Below are 23059 nucleotides of genomic sequence, written 5' to 3'. Positions count from 1 at the left end.
TTAACCTACCATATTATTAAGTTGCAGAAGCGGTTGTAATATTGAAAGCACGATGAATAAAACAATCGTCGCCATGGATACCACCAGCGCCGGTTCAAAGACCGACAGCGTTAATGTAATTCGATGTTGTAAGGCCGATTCCTGATTTTCCGCCGCGCGATCCATTAAATTACCTAATTCCCCGCTCTCTTCACCGGAGGCAATCATATACAGCATGGTGGGCGGGAATAATTTCGCCTGTTCCAGCGCCGCATACAGCGACGCCCCCTGGCGCACGGTGTCGGCGGCCTGCTCCAGCACCTGCCGGGCATAGCGGTTTTCGATACCGTCCATCGCGATATACATCCCCTCCAGCAGCGGCACGCTACTGGCCTGCAAAATACTCAGGGTACGGATATAGCGGGCGCTGTTGATGGCGCAGACCAGCTTTTTAATCGGCGAGCCGTTCACCAGCCAGCTGTGCCAGTGAAAACGGTTTTTGGCATTCCTCAGCCAGGTTTTGAAGCCGATAAAGCCGCCCCCCAGAATGCCCACAATATAAATGCCCCAGGCTTGCAGGAAATCACTTACCGCAATCAGCGTCCGGGTGGTGATCGGCAGCTGCTGCTTCATGTGAGTGAACTGCTCGATCACCTGCGGCACCACCGCCACCAGCAGGATGCTGATGACCGCGATGGCGACCACGGTGAGGGTTATCGGGTAGACCATCGCCTGCGTCAGCTTACTTTTCATTTTCTGGCGCTGCTCGTTGTACTCCGCCAGCTTCTCCAGCACGTCGCCCAGGTGACCGGTTTTCTCCCCGGCCATCACCAGCGTGCAGTAAAGCTTGTCGAAGGTGCGCGGGAACTGGCTGAAGGCATCGAACAGGGTGTGGCCTTCCACCACCTTCTCGCGGATCTCCACCACCATCGCCGCCAGCTTTTTGTCTTCCGTCTGCTTCGAGATCGCCTTCAGCGCGCTCTCCAGCGGCAGCGCGGCGTTGACCAGCGTCGAAAGCTGACGGGTAAACATCGACAGCACCGGAGTGGAGAGCTTCACCCCGGTTTTCGCTTTCCCGCCAGCCGCCGTTTCGCGGGTTTCGGTAATGCTGACGGGCATCAGTTTTTGCTCGCGAAGCCACTGGCGAACCTGCTTCTGCCCCTCGGCCTGTAACGTCCCGCGCTGGGTTTTCCCCGCGGCATCCGTCGCTGTCCAGGCGTAGAAAGCCATTATGCATCCCCCCCACGCTCGGCGGTGACGCGCATGACCTCTTCCAGAGACGTCACGCCGCCGATCACCTTCAGCAGCCCGTTTTCACGCAGGCTGTAGGCCTGCTTAAAGAGCTGCGTTTCGAGGGACATTTCGTCCTTATCTTCATGGATGGCGCGGCGCATGGCGCTGTCCACCACCAGAAATTCATGAATACCGGCGCGGCCCTGATAGCCGCTCTGACGGCAGTGTTCGCACCCCACCGCGCGGTAAATCGCTTCTGGCGGCGCGTCCATAAAGCTGAACAGCGCTTTTTCATTGGCGTCCAGCGGACTGGTGGTCCGGCAGTGCGTACACAGCCGACGCACCAGACGCTGGGCAATGACACCGAGCAACGATGAACCGATTAAGAAGGACTCCAGCCCCATATCCCGCAGACGGGTTATCGCCCCTGCGGCACTGTTGGTGTGCAGCGTCGACATCACCAGGTGACCGGTCAGCGACGCCTGCACCGCAATCTGGGCGGTCTCACCGTCACGAATTTCCCCGATCATTACCACGTCCGGGTCCTGACGCAGAATGGCGCGCAGCCCGCGGGCAAAGGTCATGTCCACGCGCGGGTTAACCTGCGTCTGCCCCACCCCTTCCAGCTCGTACTCAATCGGATCTTCCACGGTCAGAATGTTGCGTTCGTGGCCGTTCAGCGCTGAAAGAATGGCGTACAGCGTGGTGCTTTTACCGGAACCCGTCGGGCCGGTAACGAGGATGATCCCGTGCGGGCGTTCGATCAGCCCTTTCAGCTTCTCCAGTTCTTCATCAATCAGCCCCAGCTTGTTGATGTCGGGCTTGAGATTGCTTTTATCGAGCAGGCGCATCACCACGCGCTCGCCGTACTGGGACGGAATGGTCGACACACGCACGTCGATCGCCTTGCGACCGATGCGCAGGGAGATACGGCCATCCTGGGGGAGACGTTTCTCGGCGATGTCGAGTTTCGACATCACCTTGATTCGCGATACCAGCAGCGGGGCGAGCTTACGCGCCGGTTGCAGCACCGGGCGCAGCACGCCGTCAACGCGAAAGCGAATGCTCAGGGTGCGCTCGAAGGTTTCGATATGAATATCCGACGCGCCGTCCTTCACCGCCTCGCCGAGAATGGCGTTGATCAGGCGGATCACCGGCGAGTTTTCGTCGTTATCGAGCAGATCTTCGTTATCCGGGATCTCCTCGGTTAACGCCATCAGATCGATATCCGCGTCCATGTCGTCCACCAGCTGCTGCGACACGCCGCTGCTCTGCTGCCAGATTTTGGCCAGCATCTCATCAAACGCTTCCGGCGCCAGGGTGATCGGGACGAACGCGCGTCCAAGCACCCGGCGCACCTCCAGCAGTGCTAACGCCGGGGTGTCCTCACGGATATAGACGTCATTGTTGTAAAGCAGAACGCCGTTATATTTTGCGTAGTTGCTGCTACACAGGGATTTACTCAGTTCGTCCACGGTATCCCTCCGCCTTACTCTTTAAACGGATTGCGTGCCGCGGAGGTTTTCACCGGTGCGACGTGAGGGCTTGCTGAAGGAAACGCGGGCAGGACGGCGTTGTCGCTCGGCTCAACAATACCGAGCTTTTTCTCTTCCACGCGCTGCATCTGGCGCACCCGGATCTGGTCATATTTCTCTTTCGAGGCTGCGCTGTAGTTGTCGTCGTCACGCAGGACGGTGGTATGAATAAACACCATCAGGTTGCGTTTAGAGGTATCCTGCGAGGTGTAGCGGAACAGCTGCCCGACCAGCGGGATATCGCCGAGCAGCGGCACTTTGGAGACGGACTGTTTGGTCACATTTTCCATCAGGCCGCCGAGCACCACCGTCTGGCCACTGTGAACCATCACTTCGTTATTGATCGTGCGCGTGTTGAAGGTTGGGCCGAGGCTGGAATCTTCCGTCGCGCTGTTGTCAACGCTGGACACTTCCTGCTCAATCTTCAGGTGGATCATGTCGCCATCGTTGATTTGCGGCACAATCTTCAGCTTGGTACCGACGGTTTTACGCTCAACGGAGTTAAACACGTTGTCGCCGCTGGTGGTTTGCGAACCGGAAAGCACCGGCACATCCTGACCGACGTTGAATGACGCTTCTTTGTTATCCAGCGTGACCACGCTTGGCGTGGAGAGGATGTCGTTTTTGCCGTTGGTGGAGAGCGCGGTCATCAGCGCACCGAAATCACCGTTAAAGAAGCCGGTCGCAAGGCCCGTGAAGCTCGCCCCTTTCATGGTGCCATTTTTAATCTGGCTGATTGGCAGGCCGGTAGCGCCAAACTGCACGCCGCCGTGCTTGCTGGTCCACTGCACCCCAAGATCCAGGCCGTTGCCGTCCTGCACTTCGGCAATGATCGCTTCCACCAGCACCTGCGGACGGCGAATATCCAGCTTGTCGATCACCTTCTCCAGGGAGTTCATCACATTAGGCTGCGCAGTGATCACCAGGGAGTTGGTTGACTCGTCGGCGGTGATATTCAGATCGGTTGAGGCGCTCGCGGTTTTCGCTTTGGCCGCGCCCGGCTTGTCTTTCAGCTGCTCGCCAATCCCGGTCAGCACCGGCACCACTTTGGTGGCGCTGGCATATTTGAGGTAGAAGACGCGGGTATTCCCCTCGTTGTTCTGCTCGCGATCCAGCTGATGGATCAGGGAGCGGGTCCGCGCGCGCGCATCTTCCGAACCGCTGATCACCAGGCTGTTGGTTTCGTCATCCGCCACCACCTTGGTCGCCAGCTGCGGCGCGTTCTGCCCTTTCTGCTCTTCGTTGTTGAGGTTGTTCAACATATCCGAAAGTTCTTTGGCAGAGGCAAAGCGCAGCGGGATGATTTCGCGGCGCTGAATACCGTCTTTATCGACGCGCTGCACCAGATCCACCAGGCGGTTCACCACCGAGGCTTTACCGGTTAACAGCAGGACGTTGGACGGCTCAAAGTGCACCACGTTCCCGATGCCAGTGGCATCGTTGAGCTGACGCAGCAGCGGGGCCAGCTCGCGAACGGGTACGTTTTCCATGCGCACCACGCGGGTGATGATCTCATCACCTTTGCCCGGGTTCTTGCTGTCTGCCAGCGGCGCACCGGCGGTACGCGCCACGCTTGAGCGCACCACTTTGACCATGCCGTTGTCCAACGGGATCACCGACAGGCCGTAGAGATCCAGCACGCTCAGAAAGAATTGGTAGTACTCATCTTCTGTCAGCACGTTGTAGGTTCGGACCGAGACGGTGCCCTGGACGGACGGGTCGACCAGAATGGTTTTGTTGAGATTGCGGCCTACCGTATCGATAAACTCGCGAATATCAGTATTTTTAAAACTCGCGCTAAAGTTAGCTGCAAGCAGCGAACTGGAATATAACGACAATGCGGTCAGCGCCACGCACGCCCAGGGAAATTTTTTCATGTCTGCACACTTGTTAATTGTTTAGAACATTAACCCGAATATTTTCAAGGTGAGCGTGACGCCGCACGACGACATCCGCTTCTTTCATTTTCGACCAGTTGGCAATAATGCTTTTCGCTTTTGCTTCATCGGTCATATCGACAGAGTTAACCTGAACCGCCACATCGCCTTTTTCCAGACCTGACTGACTGTAAAAGGCGGAGGCATTCCTTGGATTTATCCTGTAGCCTTCCAGTCGGCCTTTTTCAATGATGGGTTTTAACACCAGATAATCATCAAGATGCAAACTTTCTGCGCCAGCATCTTTCGTCGATTTTGTAACCGGGCCGCTATCCACGCCCCCCTTAAAATAGTCCGGTTTATTTAACGCCAGTACCTGCGTAGCACCTTCATAATTAACCACCACATTATCTTTGTTTATTTCCTGAATAAATGCGTCGTTAAATCCGGCGAGAGGTTCACCCTCACGGTAGCTTCGCTGACCGCCTGGGGTTTTGATAACAGCAAAGGAGAGCCAGGCGTCATCACTGCGCACAATGCCCTCTATCTCCGCTGCCAGCGGGGCTTTTGCCGCATCCGCTAAGTTCTCCTGACGGACGGCAGCCGTAAAAAGCGTGAAGGGTTTATCTTCACGCGTTTTTTTCAGCGGCTGTAGATCAGCTTTAGCCAACTTATTCGTAACTTTTTTATAATCTTTTAAGGTGAGATACCCTTGCTGGCCGCTAAAAATGAGCAGCGCAAACATAATACAAGGCGTTATCCACCGTGACAGAAATGAGAACCTCATTTTTTATCCGGCCTATAGCAAAGCAAAAATAAGCAGCGTCATACTGCGCCAATATGGAGGAAAATAGTAATAAGCTGTTGCAAATACGACCACTGACTTCGCCACCAACTTTCATACAGAAAAATATTGACCGTATAAAATCCAGATGTTAGGCGCGGCCAGCTGGATATTTTTACCCTGTCTGCAAATTGACCGCTCAGGGGCATTACCTTACTTTCTGCTGCTGTTGCTATTCCTAATCAGAGACGGTCAGTCGTTATGTATCAGAGCCACTTTAATTTTAAAAATCCGCCATTCAGGACAATCACCCGTTTATCCGGTGATTTTCTGGTGCCTTATCATCAGGACGTGTTCAACCTGCTGAAAGAGAAAACCCAGCTGGCGGGTATTATCGGGCTTTTTTGCGACGACGCTCCGCTTCTGAGCCACTTCATCGACGCGCTGAAAGCCAGCAGCAATACCGTTATTGCCATCAACGCGTTTCCCAAACTGAGTGCCAGTAGCCTGCTGTACAAACTCAACCCGGGAACGAAAGCGATTAAAGATCGCATGCAGGCGGTGGATGCCGTCCTGCGCCAGTGGCAGGAGGGGAAAGCAAAATCCAGAGTGCTGACCATCGCCCATTCCGAAGCCATGAAGGAGAGCTGCCGTGAAGTCCTGGGAACGCTGCTCACGCGCGCCCAGGAGCTGAACTTCCGGCTCGCCGTGGTGCTGACGGGTGCTGCGGAGCAGGAACGCCTGCTAAAGCAACCTGAACTGCGCGAATATACGCACACACATCATGTCCTGCGCCCCCTCACCTGCCGCGAATACCTGAGCTATGTGCAGGCGCAGTGCGAAGAACACGACTGTGAACATTCGCCGTTGCCGCCTGCCCGCGTGCGCAAAATGCACACGCTGACCAAAGGCAACATCAGCAAACTGAACGCGCTGGCACACCTGTCAATGCTCGCCGCCTGGACGGAACGCGCGGCGCAGGTCAGCCCACGCCATTTACGTCTGGCGGCGGGAGAGATCCTGCCCGCCAAAAAACACGGTAAGCGCCTGGCAACCGTGGGGCTGTTTGCGTCCGTGCTATTTGCCGCCTGCGGCTGGTATTTTACCTCGTCGATCGGCGCGCGCCTGCCGATCCAGCTGCCGGTGCCCGTCAGCTGGAAACAGCAGACGCCAAAACCTGAGGCAGCCGTAGTGCCGGTTATCGACAACGAAATAGTTAATCAGCCGGATGCGATGCATCAGCTTTATCTCATGTGGGGGTATGACGCCTCGGCCGACGATGCGCTGTGCCAGAACGCCGCTAAAGTGAACCTGATGTGTAAACAGGGGAACGCGTCCCCGCAGACGCTGGCGCAGGAAGGGTATCCGTGGGTCAGTGAGCTGAAAACCAGCGGTCACCTTAACTATGCAGTGGTCGCCAGGGTCGGAGATACATCAATTGACTTGTTAATGAATAACCGGACCTGGCAGGTAAGCCGCAGCTGGTTTAACCGGCATGCGACCGGCAACTTCACCCAGTTGCACCGCCTGACACCGGAAGGAAAAGACGCGATCGGCACGGCCAGCGACAGCAAAGACATGGTCTGGCTCGATCAGCAGTTAAGCATCGCGTTGAGCCAGCCCGAAACGCATGCCCGGATCTGGACCGCAGAAATGATGAAACGCACCCGCGAGTTCCAGCAAAAAATGCATCTGCACGTGGATGGCATCCCCGGTGAAGAAACGCTGATGCAGCTGATGCGCGTGACCAACAGCACGCCGGGCGTACTGATTCAGGCAACCCGCACCACCCCGGACGCAAAAATGCAGGAGAAGAAAGCCTAATGTCGACCATCTGCCTTGCGGCCCAGCGCAGCTATACAACCGGGGAAGCGGTCTGGTTTTCGTACCGCCTCCCCAGCCTGAAAAACGTATTCGGCAAAACAGCGTTATGGCTGGTCGGGCTTTGCGCCATGCTGGTTGTCGGCCTGTATATGCACGTCTACTGGAACCTGCGCCACCCGGCACCTGAACCGGTCAACGCCAGCGTTGCCAAACCGGAAACGCAGCTTTCGGAAATGCATTACGTGTACGTGAGTAAACCGTTCCCGCATCCGCAGCCTAAAGTTGCGCCAGTGCATGTTGATGTTCCACCGATGCAGGATCTGCCGATCAGCAGTGATGATGCCGACTGGCAGCAGGCGCCCGAGGGCGCGGTGCCGCACGATACCTCGCGGGATACCTTACCCGGAACCGAGGCGCATGAGCACGATATCGCCCCCGCCAGCACGAGCAGTGAAGAGTCATCATTAACGGAATTATTTAAGCAGGCATTAAAAGAGCAGGAGCAGGATTATTCTCAAGGAAAAATTCCCGCGCCGCCGGTTGACGAAACGCAGGATAATTCACAAGCGAGTGTAAAAAACAGTGGAAATAGCCGTTCTCCTTTGAGTGAGAAAGGAGAACAGCGGGAGTAAGTATTAATATTTTTCAGGCAGTGCGGTGAGGTTAAGCAATCGACCTTTTTCCACCACAATATATTGACCTTTTTTCAGATCGGAGAGGATTTTGATAATAGTACTACGTGCGAGGTTAGTGTATTCCTGAATGTAATCATAAACGTTAATATCACGTTGCTGATGAACAGTCAGATCGTTAATCTCATATAAAAATTCACGAACAACAGAATACGCACTGCGGGCAACCAGAACATCATCACGTTTGCTCATCACGCATATGTACCAGGAAAGGACTTTGGTCAGGTCAGGCCACAGATTTTTTTCGGTCATCAGCTGGGCGAAGACCTCTTTCTTGATCGAGCGAACGACCGTATTCGTCCGGACAAGGCCGTACATATGGGTGGCGTTGTAATACATTGACGATAGGCCGAAAAGGCATTGTCCGGTGACAGTAAACATGCACAGTTCGTCAGATTCACGTCGAAATTCGACTTCGCCGCTGACGATGACATGAATGTAACCGGAATCAGTAGTGGAAATTTTCTGCCATTTCTTTAACGTTTTTTCTTCAACGCCTGCGGTTGCAGAAATAATTCTTTCCATTTCATATTGTGGACGTAATTTTTTTCCATAGATGCTTAACATTGTTATACCCGATTTAAGATGTGATTTTTTAAAATAAGATGGCTGCGGCATTTACGCCGAACCATAAATTTTTACCTGATGAAAATCTCAAGAATAAAAATAAAAGAGTAAAGTTTTTGATTAATTCGCTACATTACTTAGCGCGCTATGTGTCCATCTTAAATCGGGATAATTTTAAGTCAATTAACTAAAAATGAAATGAGTTTGTACTTAGGATTAATCTGATAGAAACTTAAGAAAATATACTCACTCGGGGGTAATCCGAAGGTTTACCCCTGCCCGTATTTCTCTAAAAGTGCTTCGGCAATCGCCATGGTTTCCACATCCGCTACGCCATTCCATAACTGCGGGCGGAAATGCATCTGGAAAACCATGATGATGCGTTTTTGCTGTGCGGGCGTGCTGTTTTCTGGCACCTCGTAACCGTAGCGCGCCAGCAGATCGAGCAGCGCTGCGGTATCAACCTGCTGATAATGCGGTCGGCCGTTGATATAAAAATTCACCCGCGCCGGATCGGGCCAGGCCCCGATACCCTGCTGCGCCAGCTCGCGCCACGGAAACATCGGGCCAGGATCGTCTTTGCGCTGCGGGGCGATATCCGAGTGTGCCACCACGTTCTGCGGTTTTATGTCGTAGCGGGCGATGATATCTCTGGCAAGCGGGATCAGCGCCGCAATTTGCCCCGGTTCGAAGGGGGTAAAGGTTTTCACGCCATCGGTTTGCCGCCAGCCGCGGTTTTCCAGCTCAATGCCGACGGAGGTATCATTTATGCGGTTGGTGCCACGCCAGAAGCTGATGCCCGCATGCCAGGCCAGCTCGCTCTCCGGGACCAGCTGCCAGATACGCGGTTTGCCCTGTGGTGCTGGGGGCTTTGCGGGAATGAGATAGTGAGAGCTGACGTTTTTATCGGTCAGGGTCGCAAGCGAGGTGTCGAAATCGTCGGCGGTGTAGTGAATAACCAGCACCTTTATACGCGGGTAGGCCGCCTGCGCCTGATGGCGCGTATCCAGATCGTACGCGCCTTTATCAACGATGCCCTCTTCCGAGGCGCATCCTGCCAGCAATATCGCCAGCAGGAGGGTTGAGAGCGAACGCTTCATCGACGGGTTTTCACCGCCGTACCGCTTACGCTCACCATCAGCATGCTGGCATCTTTCCCGACCGTTTCGTAGTCGATATCAATACCTACCACCGCATCCGCGCCCAGCGCTTTGGCCTGCTCGCCCAGCTCCTTAAACGCAATGTCACGCGCTTTACGCAGCTCTTTCTCGTACGCGCCGGAGCGACCCCCGACGATATCCCGAATGCCGGCAAAGAAGTCCCGGAATATGTTCGCGCCCAGAATCGCCTCACCGGTGACCACGCCGCAGTACTCGGTAATCGGTTGACCTTCCAGGGTTGGCGTTGTTGAAAACTGCATACTTTCTCTCCTTCTTTAGCGTTCAATGCGTTAGCAACTGCATTATCGGTTCGTTACGCTATGATTGAAAGGATAGTTAATAAATAAGGAAATCAACATGCGCTACTCTGCTTTAACGCTTTTAGTGCCATGCGCGCTGGTGCTCAGCGCCTGCACAACGCCGGTCACGCCAGCCTTTAAGGATATCGGAACCCGCAGCGGCCCTTGTATTGAGGGTGGCCCGGACGCCGTGGCGCAACAATTTTATGATTACCGTATTCAGCATCGCGGTAATGACCTGACCGCCCTGCGCCCGTACCTGAGCGATAATCTGGCGAAACTGCTCACCGACGCTTCGCGCGATCCGCAGCATAACGCCCTGCTGTCATCCGATCCGTTCTCAAGCCGCGCCACGCTGCCGGACAGCGCCGACGTCGCCAGCGCATCCACCATTCCAAATACCGACGCACGCAATATTCCCCTGCGCGTGAAGCTAACCCAGGGGACGCAAACCTGGCAGGATGAGGTGCTGATGATCCGTGAAGGCCAGTGCTGGGCAGTAGATGATGTACGCTACATTGGCGGCAGCGTTCATGCCCCGGCAGGCACCCTTCGCCAGTCGATTGAGAACCGCTAACGCATCCGTTAAATAAACGTTAACCCCGTAAAATGTCCGGCATTTCAGGCGGAATGCCGACATTTATACTCGCCCCCCTTTCCCGTCGCTATTTTGTGCTATGTTTAAGAGTAAACACGGGTTATATTTAACTTTTAACGCATAAATATTGCATAACTATTCTGTCAACGGTACTATCTGCGGCCTCAATTGCTATAGTTTGCCTGGATGAGTAAAGACTGCCCCGATGAGTATTAAACTAAACGGCATTAACTGCTTCTACGGCGCACACCAGGCGCTGTTCGACATTACGCTGAGTTGCCCGGAGGGCGAAACGCTGGTTTTGCTTGGCCCAAGCGGCGCGGGAAAAAGCTCCCTTCTGCGTGTTTTAAATCTGCTTGAAATGCCCCGTTCGGGAACGCTGGCCATCGCCGGTAACCATTTTGACTTCGCGAAAACCCCTTCTGATAAAGCGATTCGTGAACTGCGTCAAAACGTGGGCATGGTTTTCCAGCAATACAATCTCTGGCCGCATCTGACGGTGGTGCAAAACCTGATTGAAGCCCCGTGCCGCGTGCTTGGCTTAAGCAAAGACCAGGCGATGGCGCGTGCTGAAAAGCTGCTGGAACGTCTGCGTCTGAAACCGTACAGCGACCGTTATCCTCTGCATCTCTCTGGTGGTCAGCAACAGCGTGTGGCGATCGCCCGTGCGCTGATGATGGAGCCAGCGGTGCTGCTGTTCGATGAGCCGACCGCGGCGCTGGACCCGGAAATTACTGCCCAGATCGTGAGTATCATTCGTGAGCTGGCGGAAACCAACATTACCCAGGTCATCGTGACCCACGAGGTGGAAGTGGCGCGCAAAACCGCCAGCCGCGTGGTCTATATGGAAAACGGGTATATCGTTGAGCAGGGTGACGCGAGCTGCTTCACTAACCCGCAAACCGATGCCTTCAAAAACTACTTATCACACTGATGTGTTAGGGAAATTATAATGAAAAAAGTATTGATTGCCGCGCTGCTTGCTAGCGTCAGCCTTTCCGCTACCGCAGCCCAGACCATCCGTTTCGCCACTGAAGCGTCCTACCCTCCGTTTGAATCCATTGATGCGAACAACAAGATTGTTGGCTTCGACGTGGACCTGGCAAATGCCCTGTGTAAAGAGATCGACGCGACCTGTACCTTCAGCAACCAGGCGTTCGACAGCCTGATCCCAAGCCTGAAGTTCCGCCGTATCGACGCCGTAATGGCCGGTATGGACATCACACCGGAGCGTGAGAAGCAGGTTCTGTTCACCACCCCTTACTACGACAACTCGGCGCTGTTCATCGGTCAGAAAGGTAAATACGCCTCCGTTGACCTGCTGAAAGGCAAGAAAGTCGGCGTGCAGAACGGCACCACGCACCAGAAATTCATCATGGATAAGCACCCGGAAATCACCACCGTGCCGTATGACAGCTACCAGAATGCGAAACTGGACCTGCAAAACGGTCGTATCGATGCGGTGTTCGGGGATACGGCTGTCGTGACTGAATGGCTGAAAGCGAACGACAAGCTGGCTGCCGTGGGTGACAAGGTGACCGATAAAGACTACTTCGGTACAGGTCTGGGTATTGCCGTACGTCAGGGCAACACCGAGTTGCAGCAGAAATTCAACGCTGCGCTGGAAAAAGTGAAGAAAGACGGCACCTACGAAACCATCTACAAAAAATGGTTCCAGAAGTAATTCCTGATGAATGAAATTTTTCCTTTAGCAAGCGCCGCCGGGATGACCGTCGGCCTTGCCGTTTGTGCACTGATTATCGGCCTCGTACTGGCGATGTTCTTTGCGGTGTGGGAGTCCGTTAAGTGGCGCCCTGTCGCATGGCTCGGTTCAGCGCTGGTGACTGTGCTGCGTGGACTCCCGGAAATTCTGGTGGTCCTGTTTATCTATTTCGGCTCCTCACAGCTGCTGTTAACGCTGTCGGACGGCTTCACGATTAATCTCGGCTTTGCGCAAATCCCGGTGCAGATGCAGATCGAGAACTTCGACGTCAGCCCGTTCCTGTGCGGCGTGATTGCGCTCTCCCTGCTCTATTCAGCCTATGCGTCACAAACGCTGCGCGGCGCGCTGAAAGCGGTGCCACAGGGTCAGTGGGAATCCGGTCAGGCGCTGGGCCTGTCGAAAGCGGCGATCTTCTTCCGCCTGGTGATGCCGCAGATGTGGCGTCATGCCCTGCCAGGGCTGGGTAATCAGTGGCTGGTACTGCTGAAAGATACCGCGCTGGTAAGCCTGATCAGCGTGAACGATTTGATGCTGCAAACCAAAAGTATCGCCACCCGTACGCAGGAGCCGTTTACCTGGTACATCGTCGCGGCGGCAATCTACCTGGTGATCACGTTGCTGAGCCAGTACGTTCTGAAGCGTATTGACCTGCGCGCAACGCGTTTTGAACGGAGACCAGGCTGATGCTGGATTATTTACCCGAACTGATGAAAGGGCTGCACACCAGCCTGACGCTGACCGTCGCGTCTATCATCGTGGCGCTGATCCTGGCGCTGATCTTCACCATCGTCCTGACGCTGAAAACGCCAGTGCTGGTGTGGATTGTACGTGGCTACATTACGCTCTTTACCGGTACGCCGCTGCTGGTGCAAATCTTCCTGATTTACTACGGCCCGGGGCAGTTCCCGTCGTTACAGGAATACCCGGTGATCTGGCACCTGCTCTCTGAACCGTGGCTCTGCGCCCTGATTGCCCTCTCGCTGAACAGCGCCGCCTACACCACGCAGCTGTTCTACGGTGCCATTCGCGCGATCCCGGAAGGCCAGTGGCAGTCCTGCGGAGCGCTGGGCATGAGCAAGAAGGATACGCTGGCGATCCTGCTGCCCTATGCCTTTAAGCGCGCGCTCTCTTCCTATTCCAACGAAGTCGTTCTGGTGTTCAAAAGCACCTCACTGGCCTACACCATCACCCTGATGGAAGTGATGGGCCACGGACAGCTGCTGTACGGACGCACCTACGACGTAATGGTGTTCGGTGCGGCGGGTCTGGTCTATCTGGTGGTCAACGGTCTGCTGACGCTGATGATGCGTCTTATCGAGCGTAAGGCGTTAGCGTTTGAGCGCAGGAATTAACCACGCAAATGCATAAAACGGTATTCATGGAGCGGGTAACCTGATGGGTTATCCGCTTTTTTTTGTGATTGAAATAATACTTAATCATTTTTATTGCATATAAATTCATTAACTGGCATTGTACATCCAGGCCGCAGACACGGCGCATCAATAAGACAGACGGGAGCATTACAATGAAAAAGTTAGTTCTGGCCGCATTACTCGCAACCTTCGCCGCTGGCGCATCCGCCGCCGATAAAATCAATTTTGGCGTTTCTGCCACCTATCCGCCGTTTGAATCGCTGGATGCCAGCAACCAGATCGTCGGTTTCGACATTGACCTGGCGAAAGCGCTGTGCAAACAGATGCAGGCCGACTGCACCTTTACTAACCACGCGTTTGACAGCCTGATCCCGTCCCTGAAATTTAAAAAATACGATGCGGTGATCTCCGGCATGGACATTACGCCAGAGCGCAGCAAGCAGGTCGCGTTCACCGACCCGTACTACGCGAACTCTGCGGTGGTGATTGCGAAGAAAGGAGCTTATAAATCTTTCGACGAGCTGAAAGGCAAGCGCATCGGCATGGAGAACGGCACCACGCACCAGAAATACCTCCAGGACAAGCATCCTGAAGTGAAAACCGTGGCCTACGACAGCTACCAGAATGCCATTATCGACCTGAAAAATGGCCGTATCGATGGCGTATTTGGCGACACCGCAGTCGTGAATGAGTGGCTGAAAACCAACCCGCAGCTGGGTACAGCGACGGAGAAAGTGACCGATCCGCAGTATTTCGGCACTGGCCTCGGTATTGCCGTGCGTCCGGATAACAAGGCTCTGCTTGAGAAACTGAACGGCGCGCTGAAAGCGATCAAAGCTGACGGTACGTACCAGAAAATCAGCGAGCAGTGGTTCCCTCAGTAATCTCTTTTTGCCGGGTGGTCTGGCCTGCGGGGGTGGTCTGTAGGCCGGATAAGCGCAGCGCCACCCGGCAATTTCTCATAGCGGTACAAAGAACCTGAACCGCGCCCCGCTCACGGACTCCATCAGCCTGATCCCACCGCCGTGCAGCTCCAGCATTCTCTTCACGATTAACAGCCCTAATCCCCCACGGTTCTCCCGCGACGCCTGAGGATTTAACGCTGAAGGCCGCTGGAACAAATCGTCGCGCAGCGAGGCATCTACGCCCGTACCATTGTCTGCCACTTCGACCTGAAGTCGTTCATTCTCCTGCCAGACCGCCAGACGAATTTCTCCGCCGCTCGGCGTATGACGGATGGCGTTATCCAGAAGGTTAGTGACCACGCGCTCGATCATCGACACGTCGGCGTTCACCAGCGGCAATCGCCCCGGCACATCAATACGCAGGTTCACCTCGCGCGTGCGGGCGGTAAGCTCAAACTTCTGCGCCACGTCGGAAATCAGTTCAGCCATGGCAAAACGTTCGCGCTGGGGCTTGATGCCGCCGTACTCAAGACGCGCCAGCTCGAACAGCTGCTGCGACAGATGGCGTACCTTTTGCCCCTGACGCAGCGCGGTAGCGAGGTACTGCTGATGCTCCTGCGGCGACAGCGTGGCGGATTTGAGCGACAGCGTTTCCAGATAACCCAGCAGCGACGTCAGCGGGGTGCGTAAGTCGTGCGAAATGTTGGCGATAAACTCCCGGCGCTGGCGGTCGCTGTCGGCCAGCCGATCCCACTGAGAGGTGATTTTGCGCGCCAGCTCGATAAAGGTATTGCGCAGGATCGCCACTTCATCCTGGCCGGCAGGCTCAAGCGGCTGGGCCGCCAGCTGCTTAATCGCGCTGATGCTTTCCTGCTCCAGCCCGGCCACGTCCAGCGTGAGCTCTTTAACCGGGCGCGTCACCCAGTACCAGAGCAGCACCCCCGCCAGCAGACCAAACAGCGCCACCAGCAGCATCGACCACAGCGCCGTACTCCAGAGCGCTTTGTGCCAGGCCATCTCCGCCAGCGCGTTGGACTCTTCCCCCTGCAAAATAATGTACAGATACCCCTTCAGCTCGCCGTCCTGCCGCAGCGGGGTGGCGCTGAAGACTTTCTTATTCTGGCTTCGGGGATCGTCGCCAAACACCGGCATCACCGTCCCGCTCAGGAAATTCTGTATCGGCGCGAGGTCAATTTTTTGCCGCTGAATGTGCCCCGGCGGGGCGGCATCGGCCAGGATATCGCCATCAGGCGAGACAACATACAGCTCGACGCTCGGATTAAAGGTCATCAGCCGGTCGAACAGCGGTTTTAAGGCGCTGCGATCCACCCTGCCCTGCGAATCCAGAATCGCTTCCCGCTGCACAATCTGCTGCGCCAGCCCGCCGGAGAGCCGCTGCACCATCGCGTTGCCGTACTGCATGCTACTGTAGAGCTGCACCGCACAGGCGACGGTGGCGCAGAGCAGCAGTAACACCGTAAACAGCAGCGTCAGGCGCTGGCTCAGGCTAAAGCGACGCATCATGATTCTGCTCCGCAAATTTGTAGCCTTTGCCCCAGACGGTGCGAACGATCTCCGGCTCGGCGGCATCTTTTTCTATTTTGATGCGCAGGCGGTTAATATGGGTGTTGACGGTGTGTTCGTAGCCTTCGTGCTGATACCCCCACACCTGCTCCAGCAATGCCAGCCGTGAAAAGACCTCTCCAGGATGGCGAGCAAAAAAATAGAGCAGTTCAAATTCACGCGGAGTGAGATCGACGTGTTGACCGTTAAGACGCACGGTGCGCGCCAGCGGATCGATAGTCAGACCGTGCGCCTGAATAATGCCGTCCGTCTGCGCCTGGCCCATCGCCTGCTGTCGGCGGAACAGCGCCTTAATGCGGGCAATCAGCTCCTGCACCGAGAAAGGTTTTGCCAGATAATCATCCGCCCCGGTTTCCAGGCCGGTAATACGGTCAGTTTCACTGCTGCGGGCGCTAATGATGATAATGGGCAGGTAACGGGTCATCTGGCGGATACGGCGGCAAATCTCCAGACCATCAACATTCGGCAGCATCAGATCGAGGATCACCGCGTCCCACGGCTGTGTTTCAAGACGCTGTAAGGCGTTGCCCCCGTCGGGCTCGTGGGTAATGGCGTAGCCTTCATCTTCCAGGTTAAGACGCAGGAGTGCCGCGATATCGTGGTCATCTTCTACCAGCAGGATCTGCTTCATGGGTAAGCCTTCAATCATTTGTTATGTCGTAAGCTTACCTGATTTCGAGCGGGGGAAGAGTTCACATTTTGTTGAACATTGTGTGGGGTTTATGCCGGGGGGCGGCTTCGCCTTACCCGGCCTACGCTTTGGTTAACAACGTCAACACTTCATAATGGGCGGTATGGGGGAACATATCGAAAAGCTGAACGCGCGCGATGCGGTAGCCCGGCAGGCTGGCGATATCCTTCGCCATGGTCTGCGCGTTACAGCTGGAGTAGACGATGTACTCCGGCGCCATCTGGCTCAGGTAGTCGCAGAGCGCCTGGCCGATGCCCCGGCGCGGCGGGTTCACCAGCACCAGCTCCGGCACGTTGCCCTGCCCGGTCGCGAACTGCGTGGAGTCCAGCGCCTGGAAGTGCAGATTCGTCAGCCCCAGCTCCGCGGCGGACTGCTTCGCGCAGGCAATCGCTTCGGCGGAGATCTCAATGCCGGTGAGCTGCATGTCTGGCGTGGCACAGTGCAGGCCAAAGCCGCCGACGCCGCAGAACAGATCCCACATGTGATGAACCTGTAACGCACGCACCCAGTCGCGCGCGGTGGTGTACAGCGCGCTGGCGACGGTGGGGTTAGTCTGAAAGAAGCTTTGCGGACGGATCCACAGCGGCACGCCGTTAAAACGCTCCTCCAGCGCGTGCTGTTCGGTGAAGAAAATCTCTTTCTCCCCTTCCATGATCGCCATATGCACCGGCTGAATATTTGCGGTGATAACCTTGAGCTGCGGAAGCTGTTGCTGCAATCCCGGAAGTGCCGCGCGCAGCTGCTCCAGTTTGGTTTCCGAACGCAGCACAAAGCGCAGCATCATCCCGCCGTCGATCTGGCTTTCGGTCAGCAGAAGGTATTTCAGCTCGCCGCGCCTGCGGGCAACGTTATAGGGCGTTAACCCCGCCCGGGCGATAAACGGTTTCAGAGCGCTAAACACCGGCTCAAACGAGGCGGGATACAGCGGGCAGTCGGTTAAATCTTCCGGCGTACCGTCGCGGTGCAGCATCCCCAGCAGCGGCTTTTCAACGCTGCCGCTGACCACCATTTTGGCTTTATTGCGAAAGCCCTGCTCCGGGCCGCTGACGGGTGCGCACCACTCGCCCACCGCGTGTGCTGCCAGCAGCTGTTGCAGGTTGGCCATTTTGGCGGTGAGTTGTTGAGAGACCGGCTGTTCTATCCACTGACAGGAGCGGCAGCGTCCGGCGTCGTAGAGTGCGCACTGCATATGAAAACCTTAAGAAACAAGAGGGCTGCGATTATACACATTATTGCAGGCGGAAGAACCGCCGGCTCGAAGCTGGTGCAAATAGCAGGAACAGAACCAGCATATCCGGCAGTTTTTGCATCACCAGTGAATGGAAAATCTCACGTCGCGACTCACCGGGTATGCTGAACAGCTCCGGATAGCCATAGCCCAGCGAGGCGGCCCACAGGTAGCCTGCGGCGGTGATCTGCGTCAGCAGATACACCCAGCGCGCCCAGTTACGGCCTTTCACCAGCGAGAACGCACAGTAGATCTCAATAAACACCAGCATCAGGCTGCTGAGAAACACCAGCGTCAGATTCCACGTCTGCGCGCTGCGGTGAATAAATTCCCCCATTCCGCGCGGACCCAGCGTGTTCATTATCATCAGCACATCCAGACAGCGGATCATAATAATGGCGAGCGCCGCCACCTGCACCAGCGCAGGGACGTTCGGACGGGCGTGCGAATGACGTGTTTTTTGTAAGAATCCCAATGTTTTTACTTCCCTGAAAAACAGTGCCGCGTCATACGCGGCACATCACTGGAAATAGTAATTCCTTCAGCCGCGTCTTGCACGCTGGATATCGCGCACACGCTGTTTTTCCGCGCGCGCCATCAAATACCAGGCGATAAATCCGACAATTCCGACCACGCCAAGGATGATGGAGGCCAGGGCGTTGATCTCCGGATTCACCCCCATCCGCACGCTGGAGAAGACCAGCATCGGCAGCGTCGTCGCGCCCGGTCCCGACACAAAGCTGGCGATAACCAGATCGTCGAGCGAGAGCGTGAACGCCAGCAGCCAGCCGGAGATCACCGCCGGCATAATCATCGGCAGCGTGATGATGAAAAAGACCTTCAGCGGCGTGGCGCCGAGATCCATCGCCGCCTCTTCAATGGAGCGATCCAGCTCGCGCAGCCGCGAGGAGATGACCACCGCCACATATGCCGTACAGAAGGTGACGTGCGCCAGCCAGATGGTGAGCATCCCGCGATCCGCTGGCCAGCCGATGGCGTGCGCCAGCGCGACAAACAGCAGCAGCAGCGACAGCCCGGTGATCACGTCCGGCATGACCAGCGGGGCGGTGATCATAAACGCAAAACCATTTGCCCCGCGGAAACGGCCAAAGCGCACCATCACCAGCGCGGCAATCGTGCCCAGCACGCAGGCCATCGTCGCCGCCAGCGCCGCAATGGTCAGGCTCAGCCCCACCGCGCTCATCATCGCATCATCGTGGAACAGTTCGCTGTACCAGCGCGTCGACCAGCCCGCCCAGACGGTGACCAGCTTAGAGCTGTTGAACGAGTAGATCACCAGCATCAGCATCGGCGCATACAGGAAGGTAAAGCCGATAATCAGGATCGCAATTCGCCACGGGGAGCGTACTACCGGTAAGTTGTTCATCCGTGGTCTCCCATCTGTTTCTGCTGATGTTTGTGGAACCACATGATCGGCACGATCAGCAGCAGTAACATGACGATCGCCACCGCCGAGGCCACCGGCCAGTCGCGGTTATTGAAGAACTCCTGCCACAGCACGCGGCCAATCATGATACTGTCCGGGCCGCCGAGCAGTTCCGGGATCACAAACTCCCCGACCGCCGGGATAAACACCAGCATCGATCCGGCGATAATCCCGCCTTTGGTGAGCGGCACAATGACGCTGAAAAAAGTCTTCAACGGGCGTGCGCCGAGATCCAGCGAGGCTTCCACCAGCGAGTAATCGATTCGCGTCAGCGCCGTATAGATCGGCAGCACCATAAACGGCAGATAGGCATAGACAATCCCGATATACACCGCAAGGTTGGTGTGCAGGATCGTCAGCGGCTGGTCGATCACCCCAAGCCACAGCAGGAAGTTATTCAGTATGCCGTTATTCTTCAGGATCCCCATCCACGCGTACACGCGGATCAGGAACGACGTCCACGACGGTAAAATGACCAACAGCAGTAAAATATTTCGCGTCGACGGCTTGCTGTGCGCCACTGCCCACGCCAGCGGGTAGCCCATCAACAAGCAGCAAATCGTAGAAATAGCCGCAACCTGTAACGACTGCAAATAGGCTTCGAAATAGAGCGGATCGTCGGTCAGTTGCAGGAAATTACCGAGGTTTACGGTCAGCGTCAGCTGCCCGTCGGCCCACTCCCACAGATCGGTATACGGTGGGATCGCCCGCGCCATCTCCGCCAGGCTGATCTTAAAGACGATCAGGAACGGCAGCAGAAACAGCAGGATCAGCCAGATATAGGGCATGGCGATGACCAGCTTGCGGCCATGCGCCATCTGCATGCGCGCCAGCCAGAGCGCGAAACCGCCCGGTTTTTTGACGCGGGCTGGAGGTTCAAGTGTGCTCATGACCGCTCCTTATACCGTCAGGACTACGCAACTGTCCGCATCCCAGCACAGGCTCACTTCGTCGCCCCAGGTTGGCTGTCCCTTGCGATACCGGTGTTCGTTCTGTAACTGGGCGCTGAGCATCTGGCCGCTTTTCAGGCGGACATGGTAAATCGACAGATCGCCGAGATAGGCAATGTGTACCACTTCGCCCACGGCAAAGTTATAGCCATCGGCGGGTGGCTCATCGCATAGCATGATTTTTTCCGGGCGCAGGGCAACGTAAACCGGCACGTTGTCCACCACGGAGTTATCAGAATCAACCTTCAGCGGGTGCACCAGCCCCGGCGATTCAATCACCAGACCGTCGTCCTGGCGTTCCTTCAGCAGCCCTTCGAAGACGTTCACCGAGCCGATGAACTCCGCGCTGTAGCGGGTTGTCGGGTGTTCGTAAATCTCTTCCGGCTCGCCGATCTGCACGAACTTACCGCGATTCATGATCGCAATGCGCCCGGCCATGGTCATCGCCTCTTCCTGGTCGTGAGTCACCATCACGCAGGTCACCCCAACGCGCTCGAGGATATCCACCACTTCCAGCTGCATCCGGTCGCGCAGCTTTTTATCCAGCGCGCCCATCGGCTCGTCGAGCAGTAATAATTTTGGACGCTTCGCCAGACTTCTTGCCAGCGCCACGCGCTGACGCTGGCCGCCGGAAAGCTGATGCGGCTTACGCTTCGCAAACTCCTGCATATGCACCAGGCTCAGCATCTCCGCCACGCGCGCGGTGATTTCGGCTTTCGGCAGTTTGTCCTGCTTCAGGCCGAAGGCGATGTTCTGCTCAACGGTCATGTGCGGGAACAGGGCATAGGACTGGAACATCATGTTTATGGGTCGCTGGTACGGCGGCACGCTGGAGAGGTCTACCCCATCCAGCACGATCTGCCCGGCGGTGGGCTGTTCAAACCCGGCCAGCATGCGCAGCAGGGTCGATTTACCGCAGCCGGATGCGCCGAGCAAAGCAAAAATTTCACCTTTGTAGATCGTCAGGCTGACATCGTCCACGGCATGCTGGCCGTCGAAGGATTTGGTGAGGTTACGAATTTCAAGAAGCGGGGTCAGCGCTTTACGGACTTTCGCCTGCGGGCGGGGGATCGCGTCATTCACGGGGTGCTCTCCGGCATAGATCAACACTGGTGCAAACGCACCGTCAGGGTGCGCATCGCCGGGCGGCGCGAACGCTTGCCCGGCCTACGGGATTTGTCGGCCCGGTAAGCGACAGCGCCACCGGGCAACGATATCAAACGCCGTTACTTACCGCTTTTCACCTTGGTCCACGCGCGGGTACGCACACGGTCAATTTTTGGTTCCTGCACTTTCAGGGTGAAGAGCTTGGCAAACACATCGGCTGGCGGGTAGATCGCCGGATTATTGCGGATTTCTTCGCTCACCAGCGGCACGGAGGCCTTGTTACCGTTGGCGTAGTAGACATGGTCGCTGATGTGAGCAATCACGTCCGGACGCATCAGGTAGTTGAGGAACTGATACGCTTCCTCTTTGTTTTTCGCATCAGCCGGCATCGCGAAGACGTCGAAGAACGCCAGCGCCCCCTCCTTCGGAATGAAGTAGGAAACATTCACGCCGTTTTTTGCCTCTTTCGCGCGGTTCGCCGCCTGCCAGACGTCGCCCGCCCAGCCGATGGCCACGCAGATATCCCCGTTCGCCAGGTCGTTGATGTACTGAGAGGAGTGGAAGTAGCGAATATTCGGACGCAGCTTCAGTAGCAGGTCGGTCGCCGGACCGGTGTAGTCGTCGGCCTTGCTGCTGTTTGGATCTTTGCCGAGATAGTTAAGCACGGTGGCGAAAATCTCTTCCGGCGCATCGAGGAAAGAGACGCCGCAGCTTTTCAGCTTCTCGAGGTTTTCCGGCTTCAGCACTACGTCCCAGCTGTCCAGCTTGACGTCCGGGCCCAGCGCCGCTTTGACTTTATCCACGTTATAGCCAATACCGGTGGTCGCCCACAGGTAAGGCATCGCGTATTTGTTGTCCGGGTCGTGCTTCGCCACCAGCTTCAGCACGTCCGGATCGAGGTTTTTCCAGTTCGGTAATTTGCTCTTGTCCAGCGGCTGGAAGACACCGGCGGTCAGCTGACGCTCCAGGAAGCTTGCCGACGGCACCACCAGGTCGAAACCGGTGCTGCCCGCCATCAGTTTGCCTTCCAGCACTTCGTTGGAATCGAACACGTCGTAGACAACCTTAATGCCGGTCTCTTTTTCAAAATTCGCGACGGTGTCCGGCGCAATATAGTCAGACCAGTTATAGACGTGCAGCGTTTTTTGTTCCGCAGCGAGCGTGCCGGCAGAGACGGCCATCAGAGCACCCGCAACCAGACCCGATAACCATTTTTTATTCAAGGCGATCATATTGTTATTCCTTCTGAAAGTTCGTTAACAAACGAACCAAAACTGTGCAGCCTGAAGATATGCAATAATCATGCATAGTTTGTCGCTCTGCCCGAAATAAAATACCCCCCTCATCCCGGCAGGTTCCGCTCGCTTTTTTAAGCACCGCAAGAATAACTGTAGCCCGTGTCTCCGGCTATAGCCCAGACGAAAAAACGCCTTTTATCAATTTTTTATGCAGATTATGTCTACGTGATAAGCCGAAACGGCCGGAGAGGAGGTGAAAAACTCT

Annotated in this window: 23 protein-coding genes; 8 read left to right on the top strand and 15 right to left on the bottom strand. The window is 56.0% G+C overall.

All coding sequences use genetic code 11. The features are described from left to right. The 4 genes from gspF to gspC are packed head-to-tail and all read right to left on the bottom strand — an operon-like array spanning position 1 to position 5369. A complete protein-coding gene (gene gspF, locus ACOTZD_RS11075) occupies positions 1-1209 on the bottom strand; it encodes a type II secretion system inner membrane protein GspF (protein WP_174402389.1) in 1209 nt (402 codons plus the stop codon). Next, the gene (gspE, locus tag ACOTZD_RS11070; protein WP_045337398.1) at positions 1209-2687 is read right to left on the bottom strand and encodes a type II secretion system ATPase GspE; all 1479 of its coding nucleotides are present in this window, start codon (positions 2685-2687) and stop codon (positions 1209-1211) included. Before gspE ends, gspF begins: the two co-directional genes overlap by 1 nt. Before the next feature lie 14 nt (positions 2688-2701). Beyond that, positions 2702-4624 carry a type II secretion system secretin GspD gene (gene gspD / locus ACOTZD_RS11065; protein ID WP_022650699.1) on the bottom strand — a complete coding sequence of 641 codons (1923 nt, stop codon included), beginning with the start codon at positions 4622-4624 and terminating at the stop codon, positions 2702-2704. Positions 4625-4637: 13 nt separating this feature from the next. Beyond that, positions 4638-5369, bottom strand: a complete 732-nt coding sequence (gene gspC, locus ACOTZD_RS11060; RefSeq protein WP_063855805.1) for a type II secretion system protein GspC — start codon at positions 5367-5369, stop codon at positions 4638-4640. Positions 5370-5669: 300 nt separating this feature from the next. Between gspC and ACOTZD_RS11055 the strand changes: the two genes are divergently transcribed. Continuing rightward, positions 5670-7232 carry an ExeA family protein gene (locus ACOTZD_RS11055; protein ID WP_047053861.1) on the top strand — a complete coding sequence of 521 codons (1563 nt, stop codon included), beginning with the start codon at positions 5670-5672 and terminating at the stop codon, positions 7230-7232. Next, positions 7232-7864 carry a hypothetical protein gene (locus ACOTZD_RS11050; protein WP_023315719.1) on the top strand — a complete coding sequence of 211 codons (633 nt, stop codon included), beginning with the start codon at positions 7232-7234 and terminating at the stop codon, positions 7862-7864. Before ACOTZD_RS11055 ends, ACOTZD_RS11050 begins: the two co-directional genes overlap by 1 nt. A 3-nt stretch (positions 7865-7867) precedes the next feature. On the opposite strand, the gene ACOTZD_RS11045 is transcribed toward ACOTZD_RS11050, so the two are convergent. From ACOTZD_RS11045 to ACOTZD_RS11035, 3 genes are all read right to left on the bottom strand, one after another. Further along, entirely contained in the window at positions 7868-8491 is a 624-nt protein-coding gene (locus tag ACOTZD_RS11045) for a helix-turn-helix domain-containing protein (RefSeq protein ID WP_022650695.1), read from the bottom strand. A 269-nt stretch (positions 8492-8760) separates the two neighbouring features. After that, a complete protein-coding gene (locus ACOTZD_RS11040) occupies positions 8761-9591 on the bottom strand; it encodes an N-acetylmuramoyl-L-alanine amidase (protein ID WP_045617792.1) in 831 nt (276 codons plus the stop codon). Beyond that, complete coding sequence (locus ACOTZD_RS11035) at positions 9588-9911, bottom strand: heavy metal-binding domain-containing protein (RefSeq protein ID WP_003858361.1); 324 nt, start codon at positions 9909-9911, stop codon at positions 9588-9590. The genes ACOTZD_RS11040 and ACOTZD_RS11035 overlap by 4 nt, the downstream gene beginning before the upstream one ends. A 97-nt stretch (positions 9912-10008) precedes the next feature. Here ACOTZD_RS11035 and ACOTZD_RS11030 point away from each other — a divergent pair, with 97 nt between their 5' ends. From ACOTZD_RS11030 to artJ, 6 genes are all read left to right on the top strand, one after another. Next, positions 10009-10527 carry a lipoprotein gene (locus ACOTZD_RS11030; protein WP_023315717.1) on the top strand — a complete coding sequence of 173 codons (519 nt, stop codon included), beginning with the start codon at positions 10009-10011 and terminating at the stop codon, positions 10525-10527. A 226-nt stretch (positions 10528-10753) separates the two neighbouring features. Further along, positions 10754-11482, top strand: coding sequence for an arginine ABC transporter ATP-binding protein ArtP (artP, locus tag ACOTZD_RS11025; RefSeq protein WP_006809439.1), 729 nt, complete (start codon positions 10754-10756; stop codon positions 11480-11482). 18 nt (positions 11483-11500) lie between these two features. Beyond that, positions 11501-12232, top strand: coding sequence for an arginine ABC transporter substrate-binding protein ArtI (gene artI, locus ACOTZD_RS11020; RefSeq protein ID WP_006174322.1), 732 nt, complete (start codon positions 11501-11503; stop codon positions 12230-12232). Between the two features lie 6 nt (positions 12233-12238). Further along, the gene (gene artQ, locus ACOTZD_RS11015; protein ID WP_003858367.1) at positions 12239-12955 is read left to right on the top strand and encodes an arginine ABC transporter permease ArtQ; all 717 of its coding nucleotides are present in this window, start codon (positions 12239-12241) and stop codon (positions 12953-12955) included. Further along, on the top strand, positions 12955-13623 hold the full coding sequence (gene artM, locus ACOTZD_RS11010) for an arginine ABC transporter permease ArtM (RefSeq protein ID WP_003858369.1): 669 nt from the start codon (positions 12955-12957) through the stop codon (positions 13621-13623). Before artQ ends, artM begins: the two co-directional genes overlap by 1 nt. 173 nt (positions 13624-13796) lie before the next feature. Further along, positions 13797-14528, top strand: coding sequence for an arginine ABC transporter substrate-binding protein ArtJ (artJ, locus tag ACOTZD_RS11005; RefSeq protein WP_015571008.1), 732 nt, complete (start codon positions 13797-13799; stop codon positions 14526-14528). A gap of 75 nt (positions 14529-14603) precedes the next feature. Here the strand turns inward: artJ and ACOTZD_RS11000 are convergent, their stop codons facing one another. The 8 genes from ACOTZD_RS11000 to potF form a co-directional block, all read right to left on the bottom strand. Beyond that, the gene (locus tag ACOTZD_RS11000) at positions 14604-16073 is read right to left on the bottom strand and encodes a sensor histidine kinase (RefSeq protein WP_174402388.1); all 1470 of its coding nucleotides are present in this window, start codon (positions 16071-16073) and stop codon (positions 14604-14606) included. Continuing rightward, a complete protein-coding gene (locus ACOTZD_RS10995) occupies positions 16057-16764 on the bottom strand; it encodes a response regulator transcription factor (protein ID WP_022650690.1) in 708 nt (235 codons plus the stop codon). Before ACOTZD_RS10995 ends, ACOTZD_RS11000 begins: the two co-directional genes overlap by 17 nt. Before the next feature lie 121 nt (positions 16765-16885). Beyond that, positions 16886-18013 (bottom strand): 23S rRNA (uracil(747)-C(5))-methyltransferase RlmC, encoded by a 1128-nt coding sequence (gene rlmC / locus ACOTZD_RS10990; protein ID WP_045337503.1) that lies wholly within the window; start codon positions 18011-18013, stop codon positions 16886-16888. Between the two features lie 40 nt (positions 18014-18053). Beyond that, entirely contained in the window at positions 18054-18551 is a 498-nt protein-coding gene (locus tag ACOTZD_RS10985) for a YbjO family protein (protein WP_086527936.1), read from the bottom strand. A 42-nt stretch (positions 18552-18593) separates the two neighbouring features. Beyond that, complete coding sequence (gene potI, locus ACOTZD_RS10980; RefSeq protein ID WP_003858378.1) at positions 18594-19439, bottom strand: putrescine ABC transporter permease PotI; 846 nt, start codon at positions 19437-19439, stop codon at positions 18594-18596. Then, entirely contained in the window at positions 19436-20389 is a 954-nt protein-coding gene (gene potH, locus ACOTZD_RS10975) for a putrescine ABC transporter permease PotH (protein ID WP_017384875.1), read from the bottom strand. Before potH ends, potI begins: the two co-directional genes overlap by 4 nt. 9 nt (positions 20390-20398) lie before the next feature. Then, on the bottom strand, positions 20399-21532 hold the full coding sequence (potG, locus tag ACOTZD_RS10970) for a putrescine ABC transporter ATP-binding subunit PotG (RefSeq protein ID WP_017693732.1): 1134 nt from the start codon (positions 21530-21532) through the stop codon (positions 20399-20401). Positions 21533-21675: 143 nt separating this feature from the next. Then, positions 21676-22788 carry a spermidine/putrescine ABC transporter substrate-binding protein PotF gene (gene potF / locus ACOTZD_RS10965; protein ID WP_023315715.1) on the bottom strand — a complete coding sequence of 371 codons (1113 nt, stop codon included), beginning with the start codon at positions 22786-22788 and terminating at the stop codon, positions 21676-21678. Between the last annotated feature and the right edge of the window lie 271 nt (positions 22789-23059).

Origin of the sequence: Enterobacter cloacae complex sp. SHL022, from assembly GCF_049237785.1 — a bacterium.
Classification (GTDB): Bacteria; Pseudomonadota; Gammaproteobacteria; order Enterobacterales; family Enterobacteriaceae; genus Enterobacter; species Enterobacter hormaechei_C.
The sequence above is the reverse complement of the archived record's forward strand: the minus strand, read 5'-3'. Positions and strand labels throughout refer to the sequence as shown.

What these genes read in the sequence shown, in the direction of transcription:
- artJ (WP_015571008.1), top strand. Translation starts at nt 13,797, where the DNA reads ATGAAAAAGTTAGTTCTGGCCGCATTACTCGCAACCTTCGCCGCTGGC.
- potI (WP_003858378.1), bottom strand. Translation starts at nt 19,439, where the DNA reads ATGAACAACTTACCGGTAGTACGCTCCCCGTGGCGAATTGCGATCCTG.
- artP (WP_006809439.1), top strand. Translation starts at nt 10,754, where the DNA reads ATGAGTATTAAACTAAACGGCATTAACTGCTTCTACGGCGCACACCAG.
- ACOTZD_RS11000 (WP_174402388.1), bottom strand. Translation starts at nt 16,073, where the DNA reads ATGATGCGTCGCTTTAGCCTGAGCCAGCGCCTGACGCTGCTGTTTACG.
- gspC (WP_063855805.1), bottom strand. Translation starts at nt 5,369, where the DNA reads ATGTTTGCGCTGCTCATTTTTAGCGGCCAGCAAGGGTATCTCACCTTA.
- gspF (WP_174402389.1), bottom strand. Translation starts at nt 1,209, where the DNA reads ATGGCTTTCTACGCCTGGACAGCGACGGATGCCGCGGGGAAAACCCAG.
- artM (WP_003858369.1), top strand. Translation starts at nt 12,955, where the DNA reads ATGCTGGATTATTTACCCGAACTGATGAAAGGGCTGCACACCAGCCTG.
- artI (WP_006174322.1), top strand. Translation starts at nt 11,501, where the DNA reads ATGAAAAAAGTATTGATTGCCGCGCTGCTTGCTAGCGTCAGCCTTTCC.
- artQ (WP_003858367.1), top strand. Translation starts at nt 12,239, where the DNA reads ATGAATGAAATTTTTCCTTTAGCAAGCGCCGCCGGGATGACCGTCGGC.
- ACOTZD_RS11055 (WP_047053861.1), top strand. Translation starts at nt 5,670, where the DNA reads ATGTATCAGAGCCACTTTAATTTTAAAAATCCGCCATTCAGGACAATC.
- ACOTZD_RS11030 (WP_023315717.1), top strand. Translation starts at nt 10,009, where the DNA reads ATGCGCTACTCTGCTTTAACGCTTTTAGTGCCATGCGCGCTGGTGCTC.
- ACOTZD_RS10995 (WP_022650690.1), bottom strand. Translation starts at nt 16,764, where the DNA reads ATGAAGCAGATCCTGCTGGTAGAAGATGACCACGATATCGCGGCACTC.
- ACOTZD_RS11040 (WP_045617792.1), bottom strand. Translation starts at nt 9,591, where the DNA reads ATGAAGCGTTCGCTCTCAACCCTCCTGCTGGCGATATTGCTGGCAGGA.
- gspD (WP_022650699.1), bottom strand. Translation starts at nt 4,624, where the DNA reads ATGAAAAAATTTCCCTGGGCGTGCGTGGCGCTGACCGCATTGTCGTTA.
- potF (WP_023315715.1), bottom strand. Translation starts at nt 22,788, where the DNA reads ATGATCGCCTTGAATAAAAAATGGTTATCGGGTCTGGTTGCGGGTGCT.
- ACOTZD_RS11050 (WP_023315719.1), top strand. Translation starts at nt 7,232, where the DNA reads ATGTCGACCATCTGCCTTGCGGCCCAGCGCAGCTATACAACCGGGGAA.
- rlmC (WP_045337503.1), bottom strand. Translation starts at nt 18,013, where the DNA reads ATGCAGTGCGCACTCTACGACGCCGGACGCTGCCGCTCCTGTCAGTGG.
- ACOTZD_RS11035 (WP_003858361.1), bottom strand. Translation starts at nt 9,911, where the DNA reads ATGCAGTTTTCAACAACGCCAACCCTGGAAGGTCAACCGATTACCGAG.
- potH (WP_017384875.1), bottom strand. Translation starts at nt 20,389, where the DNA reads ATGAGCACACTTGAACCTCCAGCCCGCGTCAAAAAACCGGGCGGTTTC.
- ACOTZD_RS11045 (WP_022650695.1), bottom strand. Translation starts at nt 8,491, where the DNA reads ATGTTAAGCATCTATGGAAAAAAATTACGTCCACAATATGAAATGGAA.